Genomic DNA, 7,347 nt, shown 5'->3' on the forward strand with positions numbered 1-7,347 from the left:
AAGGACCTTGAAGTCAGGGTTGGCGCCTTCGATGTCGAGGCTGAAGTGCGCCTGGTTGGCGGGGTTGAACATGCGGGGCTCCGTCCTTGGGAACTGGGAGGACGGAGACTGACTGTTTGTAATAGGGGGGTTCCATCAGGCGCTTCCGATAGCTGTGTACGGTTGCGCCACTGGGTGGTGTCAACCGCCCATCAAGCCAGCAGCGCCACCGATTTGATCTGCGCCCAGACCGCCTGGCCCGGGTGCAGCCCGAGCTGGTCGTGGGAGTAGCGGGTGATGCGCGCCAGCAGCGGCGTGCCTTCCACGTCCAGGCGTACCAGCACGTGGGCGGCGTTGTCCGCCGGGATGCTGTCGCGCACCGTGGCCGGCAGCAGGTTGAGGATGCTGCTGTCCGCCTGCCGTTGCAGGCTCAGGCTGACGTCACGCGCGCGCACCGTGAAGCGCACCCGCCGCCCCGCCTCGGCGGGCGCATGGGCCACCCGCACGCTGAGGCCGCTATCCGGCAGGCCCAGGGTCAGCAGCTGGTAAGCAGCGTCATGGGCCACCACCCGTCCTTCCACCACCACGCCGGCGTCATCGTCCAGGGCCGTGGGCAGGTCCAGCCGCGCCAGGGTTTCGCCCAGGGGCCCGCTGGCCAGCACGCGGCCGGCCTCCAGCAGCACCAGGTGGTCCGCCAGGCGTGCCACCTCTTCCGGGGAATGGCTGACGTAGAGCACGGGGATGTCCAGCTCGTCGTGCAGGCGTTCCAGGTACGGCAGGATCTCTGCCTTGCGCTTGCCGTCCAGGGCCGCCAGGGGTTCGTCCATCAGCAGCAGCCGGGGGCTGGTGAGCAGTGCCCGGGCCATGCCGACGCGCTGCCGCTCACCACCGGAGAGCCGCGCCGGCATGCGCTCCAGCAGGTGCTCGATGCCCAGCAGTGCCACCGCCTGGTCGAAGGGTACGCGACGCTGGGCCACCGGGATGCGCCGTTCACCGAACGCCAGGTTGCGCCGCACCGAGAGGTGCTCGAACAGGCTCGCCTCCTGGAACACGTAGCCCAGGGCGCGCCGATGGGTGGGCATGAACAGGCCACGGGCGCTGTCCTGCCAGACCTCGCCGTTGACCTCGACGCGGCCCTCGGCCCGCTCCAGCCCGGCCAGGCAGCGCAGCACGCTGGTCTTGCCGGAGCCGGAGTGGCCGAACAGCGCAGTCACCCCGCGCCCCGGCAGGTCCAGGTCGGTGTCCAGTTCGAAGTCCGGCCAGGCCAGGCGCAGGCGGGCCCGGATGCGGTCGTGGGTGTTCATCTCAGCTCCAGCCCGGCTTGAGCCGGCGGCTGGAATACAGCGCCAGCAGGATGAGGAAGGAGAACACCACCATGCCGCCCGCCAGCCAGTGGGCCTGGGCGTATTCCATGGCCTCGACGTGGTCGAAGATCTGCACCGACACCACGCGGGTCTTCTCCGGGATGTTGCCGCCGATCATCAGCACCACGCCGAACTCCCCCACCGTGTGGGCGAAGCCGAGGATGGACGCGGTGATGAAGCCGGGCCGGGCCAGCGGCAGCACCACATGGAAGAAGGTGTCCCAGGGGCCGGCCCGCAGGGTGGCGGCCACCTCCAGCGGGCGCGGGCCGATGGCGTCGAAGGCGTTCTGCAGCGGCTGCACCACGAAGGGCATCGAGTAGAACACCGAGCCCACCACCAGCCCGGCGAAGGTGAACGGCAGGGTGCCGAGCCCCAGGGCCTGGGTGAACTGCCCGACGAATCCGTGGGGCCCCATGCTCACCAGCAGGTAGAAGCCGATGACCGTGGGCGGCAGCACCAGCGGCAGCGCCACCACAGCGCCCACCGGGCCCTTGAGCCAGGAGTCGGTCCGCGACAGCCACCAGGCGATGGGCGTGCCGAGCACCAGCAGCAGGGCCGTGGTCAGGGTCGCCAGTTCCAGGGTCAGCCGGATGGCCGCCCAGTCGTCACCGCTCAGGGGCATGCAGGGTTCCTTGAATCAGGGCACGTAGCGGGCGTTAGGGTTTGTCGATCTGGTAACCGTAGGACTTGATCACCGCGGCCGCCTTCTCACCCTTGAGGTAGTCCACCAGGGCCTGGGCGGCGGGGTTGTCCTTGCCCTTGGCGAGGATCACTGCGTCCTGCTTGATCGGGTCGTGCAGGGCCGCCGGGACGATCCAGGCAGAACCGCCGGTCACCCTGCCATCCTTGTAGATCTGCGACAACGCCACGAAGCCGAGTTCGGCATTGCCGGTGGCGATGAACTGGTGGGCCTGGGTGATGTTCTGGCCTTCCACCAGCCTGCCCTTGAGCTGGGCGGTCAGGCCCAGCTTCTCCAGCACCTGGGTGGCGGCCAGGCCGTAGGGGGCGGCTTTGGGGTTGGCGATGGAGAGGTGCTGGTAGTCGTTCTTCTTCAGCACCTCGCCCTGGGCGTCCACGTAGCCGGGCTTGGCCGACCACAGGGCCAGGGTGCCGATGGCGTAGGTGAAGCGCGAGCCGGGCACGGTGGCGCCCTCCTGCTCCAGCTTGGCCGGGGTGCTGTCGTCGGCGGAAAGGAACACCTCGAACGGCGCGCCGTTGTGGATCTGCGCATAGAACTGACCGGTGGCGCCGGTGGCGATCACCAGCTTGTGCCCGGTGTCCTGCTGGAAGTCCTTGGCAATGGCCTGGATCGGCGCAGTGAAGTTGGCGGCGACGGCGACCTGGACGTCCTGAGCCAGGGCCAGGTGGGCCGCGGCACTGGCAATCAGGGCGACGAACACGCGGGACAACTGAAGCATGGGAGGCACTCCTTCGTTCTTGTGCGGGAAGGGCGAAGCGGTGAGCGGGTGGAGACTCTACACCAGTCGCTATATACAAAACCACACAGCGAAAAAAGGACTTCGGCGGTGCGCTGCAACCCGCGTGCCCCGGCTCAGCGGGTAGTAGTGACGCCCCGTCCTGCCTCCAGAATGCGGCATGGCGAGCAGGACTGGGCCCATGCAGGCCCGGGCCGGTCAGGGTTCGAGGAAGGTCGCGATCTGGGCCGCGTCGAACGGCCAGTTCAGCTCGGCGCCGGTGTCGTTGCGCCGCAGGACGGGAATGCGCAGGCCGTAGGCTTCCACCCACTGGGGCTGGTCGGTGATGTCCAGCACCTCCACCAGCAGGCCATGCTCGACGAAGGGCATGAGCACGCTCTCGGCCACTTCGCACAGGTGGCATCCGAGGGTGCCGAAGAGGCTGCATTCAGGAAGCATCACAGGGCTCGCTCGAGGGGAAGGGGGCGCAGTTTATCACGGCCTCCCGCCCCTTCTGGGGTACCTCTAAAAACGTAGGCGAGGCCGGAAGCCGAAGGCGCAACGACCAACGGGAGTAACAGCCGAAGGCTGGCCCGAAGGGCGCGCATCAGAGCGTCAAACAGGCGAAAAAGCGCAGTTTACGAGTCGTAAAAATGGGCAATTTGATCGGACTCGCGCACGAGCCTGTTTTTAACGCCGCGATGACAACGCAGGCCGTTTTTAGAGGTGCCCTTCTGACGGGCGGGAGCCGGCATGGTGCCGGCTCCCGCCAGGCATCAACTGGCCTTGGGTGCGCTGGCGTCGACCGGGCTCTTCTCGGCCGGGGTGCCGGCAGTGCCCTGCAGCAGCGGTGCCAGGCCTTCCAGCAGTCGCGCGTTGAGGGTCTTGGCCTTCTCCAACTGGCCTTCGCTGAGGTTCTGGTTGAGGGAGAAGCCGCCATCGAGCAGTTGCTGCAGGGTGCCCTTGGCGTCGTCGCTGAAGGCCGCTGCGTTCTTCATCGCATCCAGCAGGCCCCGGGCGTAGTCGCGCAGGGAGGTGTTCACCGCGCTGGCGGGCTGGCCGCCCTCCTCCGACACCGCGCCGTAGGTGCTAGTGGCCTGCGCGTAGGTGGTCTGGGACAGGTTGAGGGACATGGAGGCAAGCTGGTCGCCGTTCATGTTCAGGGCCAGGGCACGATCGAAGGCGCCGGACAGGTCGCCCGAGTAGAACTTGCTGGAGATGTCCTGCACCTGGCCGAGCAGGTCGGTGAGTGCGGCCTTCTCGTCGTCGTTGAGGTTGCCTTCGATCTGCACCGACCAGCCGCCGATCTGCAGGCTGCCGCTGGAGGCGCTGACCTGGGCACTGGTGCTGGTGGACGTACCGCCATTGCCCGAGGTGCGCGTGCTGCTGGCGCTGGCCGAGGTGCTGGACCAGTTGGCCGAGGCCTGTGCGATGGAGATCTTCAGCGTGTCGCCTTCGCGGGTGGTCACCTCCAGGTCGAAGGTGCTGGAGCGCGCGACCAGGGTGCTGGTGCTGGCGCTGACCGCCGCGCGGGAGACGCTGGAAGTGTCGCCAGCCGGAGTACCGCCCAGGCCGTAGGTGCTGCCGATCCTGTCCAGGCCGTCCTGCACGCGCTGGAAGGTGTCTTCGATGTCGCTGGCGATCTTGCCACCCAGCACGCCCATGCCCTGGAGGATCTTCTTGGCTTCGGCGAAGCCCTTCTCCACGCCTTGGCGGGCCTGGTCGAGCATCTTCTGCAGCTTCTCGGGGTCGGCGCCGTTGGCCGCTTCGGCCTGGATGCGGCCGCCGACGAAATCGAGGATGCGCCCGGCAACCTTGTCGGGGGTGTAGTCGTCCTGGGTCTTGCCGGCGAGGGTCGCGGGGTCGATGCCGAGTCGCTGGGCGACGCGGTTGGCCAGGACGTTCTGGGCGTTGGTGGCGTTGCGGTTGGCGCTGTCGCTACGGGTCAGGTAGTTCGGGCGGCTGGTGGCCGAAGCCAGGGAATCGAGTGAGTTCATGGTGGCAGCCCCGTCTGAGCGGATGTACACGACTTTGACGGCGACAGCGGGAAAAGCTTGAGGGTGATTGGCGAGGCAGCCGATGGACGGTCGGCCGCACTCACGCCTGCGGATCGGGCACCCCAGCGGCGCGCAGCAGCACCTCGGCAGCGGCGCCGGCCTCCAGCGCCTGGTCACCCGGCCCCTGGATATGCGCCATGGTGATGGCCCCCTCCAGCAGGTACTGCAGTTGCCGCGCCAGGCGCGCCGGCTCGGCCACCTCCAGGCGCGCCAGCGCCGTGCGGAAGTGCGCCTCGGCGTTGGCCTTGTGGGAGGCGGCAACGCGATGGATGGGGTGGTCGCGGTCATGGAACTCGGCAGCGGCGTTGACGAAGGCGCAACCGTGGTACTCGGCCTCGTGCAGCAGGCCGTGCAGCCCCTCGAACACCGCCAGGATCGCTGCACGCGGCGGAAGATGCTCCAGTGCCCAGGCCATGCGTTCGCGGGGGGCTTCCATGCGCTTCTGCAAGGCCGCTTCGATCAACTCGTCCTTGGACTTGAAGTGCTTGTAGAGGGTCATCTTCGCCACGCCGGACTCGGCCAGGATGCGGTCGATGCCGGTGGCATGGAACCCGTCGCGGTAGAACAGCGTAAGGGCGGTGTCGATGAGCTGGTCGCGTTTGCTGGAAGCCATTGGAATCTCCTGGACGGCGCATTATGCGCATCCCCCGGCAGCGGCTCAAACCGCGGGGTTCGCGGCGTGGCGAAAAGAAATTGGAACAAACAGACAGGTCTGTCTATTATTTCGCGCACCTCCCCCGACACGGATGACCCGCCATGCGCCTCCACGACTTTCCCCTCTCCGGCAACTGCTACAAGGTGCGCCTGTTCCTCGGGCTGATCGGTCAGGAGGCGGAGACGGTCTTCGTCGACCTGCCGGCCGGCGCACAGAAGCAGCCGGCGTTCCTCGCCCTCAACCCGCGCGGCCAGGTGCCGCTGCTGGAGGCCGATGGCCAGGCCGTCGGCGACTCCCAGGCCATCCTCGTCTACCTGGCCAGCCGCTACGCCCCCGCCTGGCTGCCGCTGGAGCCCCTGGCCCTGGCGCGCGTGGTCAGTTGGCTGAGCTTCACCGCCAACGAGATCCACCACGGCCCGGCCCAGGCACGGGTGCTCACGCTGTTCAAACGCCCCGGTGACCTGGCTGCCGCACAGGCCCGTGGCGAACAGGTGCTGACCCTGGTGGATGCCCACCTCGCCCGGCACCGCTGGCTGGCCGAAGGCGAGGCCCCGAGCGTGGCCGACGTAGCGGCCTTCCCCTACCTGGCGATGGCCGGCGAAGGCGGACTCGACCTGGCGCCCCATCGCCACCTGGGCGACTGGCTGGCGCGCATCCGTGCCCTGCCGGGCTTCATCGACACGCCCCGCCTGCCGGGCTGATCGCCCGCCTCTCCCCTGCCAAGGACGCCGGACCATGCCCCGCCTCGCCCTGCTGCTGCCCCTGCTGCTCGTCACCGCCTTCGCCCAGGCCGACGGCCTGCGCTTCGCCCTGGTGAAGACCTCCAGCGCGGAGACACTCGACGCCTTCACCGTGGAGGGCGGGCAATGGACCAGGACCGTACCGGTCAACCACACCGCCGTGCTCATCCAGCATCACGCCGCCACCCTGCTGCTGGACACCGGCCTCGGCCGCCAGGTGGACGCCCAGTTCGAGACGGACATGCCCTGGTGGGACAAGCCGCTGTTCAAGTACCAGACGGTGACGCCCGCCCGCGACCAGTTGGACCGGGACGGCCTCCGCATCGACCGCATCCTGCTCACCCATGCGCACTGGGACCACGCCTCGGCCCTGGCCGACTTCCCCGAAGTGCCGGTGTGGGCGCCCTGGGCAGAGATCGACTTCAGCCACATCGCCACCCCGCCCGCCGTGCTGCCCAGCCAGTTCACCCATGGCGTGCGCTGGCAGCCCTTCGAGTTCGAGCCGACGCCCTACATGGGCTTCGACGAGAGCCTCGACCTGTTCGGCGACGGCAGCGTGGTGCTGGTGCCGCTGACCGGGCATACACCGGGCTCGGTGGGGGTGTTCCTGACACTGGCCGACGGACGGCGCTTCTTCTTCACCGGCGACACCAGTTGGCGACTGGAAGGCTTCACCGGCCCGAACGAGAAGTTCTGGGTCAGCCGGCGGATGGTCGACAACGACCGCGAAGGCACGCGGGCCCAGCTCCAGCGGGTGCACGACCTGATCCAGGCCGACCCCGCGCTGAGCGTGGTGCCGGCCCACGATGCCGCCGTGCAGGACCGTATTGGCTACTACCCGCAGTGGGTGGAATGACGCCACGACCAATGTCTAAGGTGACGAATTTGTTACCGGGTGCTTAATTTTCCGCGTTGTAACAGGGCGGCCCCAACCACCCTGCAACCCCAACGAGGAGACAAGAACAATGAGCAAGACCTCGCTCGCGTCCGCCATCACCCTGGCGGCGCTCGGCACCGGCCTCACCCTGCCCGGCCTCGCCCAGGCCGACTTCCTGAAAGACAGCAAGGCCAGCGTCGAGCTGCGCAACTTCTACTTCAACCGCGACTTCCGCCAGCCGGGTGCCTCGCAGAAAAAAG

Annotated in this window: 9 protein-coding genes; 3 read left to right on the plus strand and 6 right to left on the minus strand. The window is 68.1% G+C overall.

Translation table 11 applies throughout. From position 1 onward, the window contains the following. Window positions 1–191: 191 nt before the first annotated feature. The 6 genes from modC to A7D27_RS26255 all read right to left on the minus strand — a co-directional run bounded on the left by modC (window position 192) and on the right by A7D27_RS26255 (window position 5,428). The gene (gene modC, locus A7D27_RS26230) at window positions 192–1,283 is read right to left on the minus strand and encodes a molybdenum ABC transporter ATP-binding protein (protein ID WP_069566603.1); all 1,092 of its coding nucleotides are present in this window, start codon (window positions 1,281–1,283) and stop codon (window positions 192–194) included. Between the two features lies 1 nt (window position 1,284). Then, entirely contained in the window at window positions 1,285–1,965 is a 681-nt protein-coding gene (gene modB / locus A7D27_RS26235) for a molybdate ABC transporter permease subunit (RefSeq protein ID WP_069563663.1), read from the minus strand. Between the two features lie 34 nt (window positions 1,966–1,999). Then, complete coding sequence (gene modA, locus A7D27_RS26240; protein WP_069566604.1) at window positions 2,000–2,761, minus strand: molybdate ABC transporter substrate-binding protein; 762 nt, start codon at window positions 2,759–2,761, stop codon at window positions 2,000–2,002. A gap of 216 nt (window positions 2,762–2,977) precedes the next feature. Further along, on the minus strand, window positions 2,978–3,217 hold the full coding sequence (locus A7D27_RS26245; RefSeq protein ID WP_069566605.1) for a glutaredoxin family protein: 240 nt from the start codon (window positions 3,215–3,217) through the stop codon (window positions 2,978–2,980). A 317-nt stretch (window positions 3,218–3,534) separates the two neighbouring features. Then, complete coding sequence (locus tag A7D27_RS26250; RefSeq protein WP_069566606.1) at window positions 3,535–4,755, minus strand: DUF5610 domain-containing protein; 1,221 nt, start codon at window positions 4,753–4,755, stop codon at window positions 3,535–3,537. 100 nt (window positions 4,756–4,855) lie between these two features. After that, window positions 4,856–5,428, minus strand: coding sequence for a TetR/AcrR family transcriptional regulator (locus tag A7D27_RS26255; protein ID WP_069563667.1), 573 nt, complete (start codon window positions 5,426–5,428; stop codon window positions 4,856–4,858). Between the two features lie 143 nt (window positions 5,429–5,571). Between A7D27_RS26255 and A7D27_RS26260 the strand changes: the two genes are divergently transcribed. The 3 genes from A7D27_RS26260 to A7D27_RS28190 form a co-directional block, all read left to right on the plus strand. Further along, entirely contained in the window at window positions 5,572–6,171 is a 600-nt protein-coding gene (locus tag A7D27_RS26260) for a glutathione S-transferase family protein (protein ID WP_069566607.1), read from the plus strand. Between the two features lie 34 nt (window positions 6,172–6,205). Beyond that, the gene (locus A7D27_RS26265; protein ID WP_069566608.1) at window positions 6,206–7,066 is read left to right on the plus strand and encodes an MBL fold metallo-hydrolase; all 861 of its coding nucleotides are present in this window, start codon (window positions 6,206–6,208) and stop codon (window positions 7,064–7,066) included. Between the two features lie 109 nt (window positions 7,067–7,175). Then, window positions 7,176–7,347: OprD family outer membrane porin (locus A7D27_RS28190; protein ID WP_139134200.1), on the plus strand; the 172-nt coding region annotated here is incomplete at its 3' end.

The sequence above is a fragment of the Pseudomonas sp. 1D4 genome, from assembly GCF_001728925.1.
In the GTDB taxonomy this organism is placed as follows: Bacteria; Pseudomonadota; Gammaproteobacteria; order Pseudomonadales; family Pseudomonadaceae; genus Metapseudomonas; species Metapseudomonas otitidis.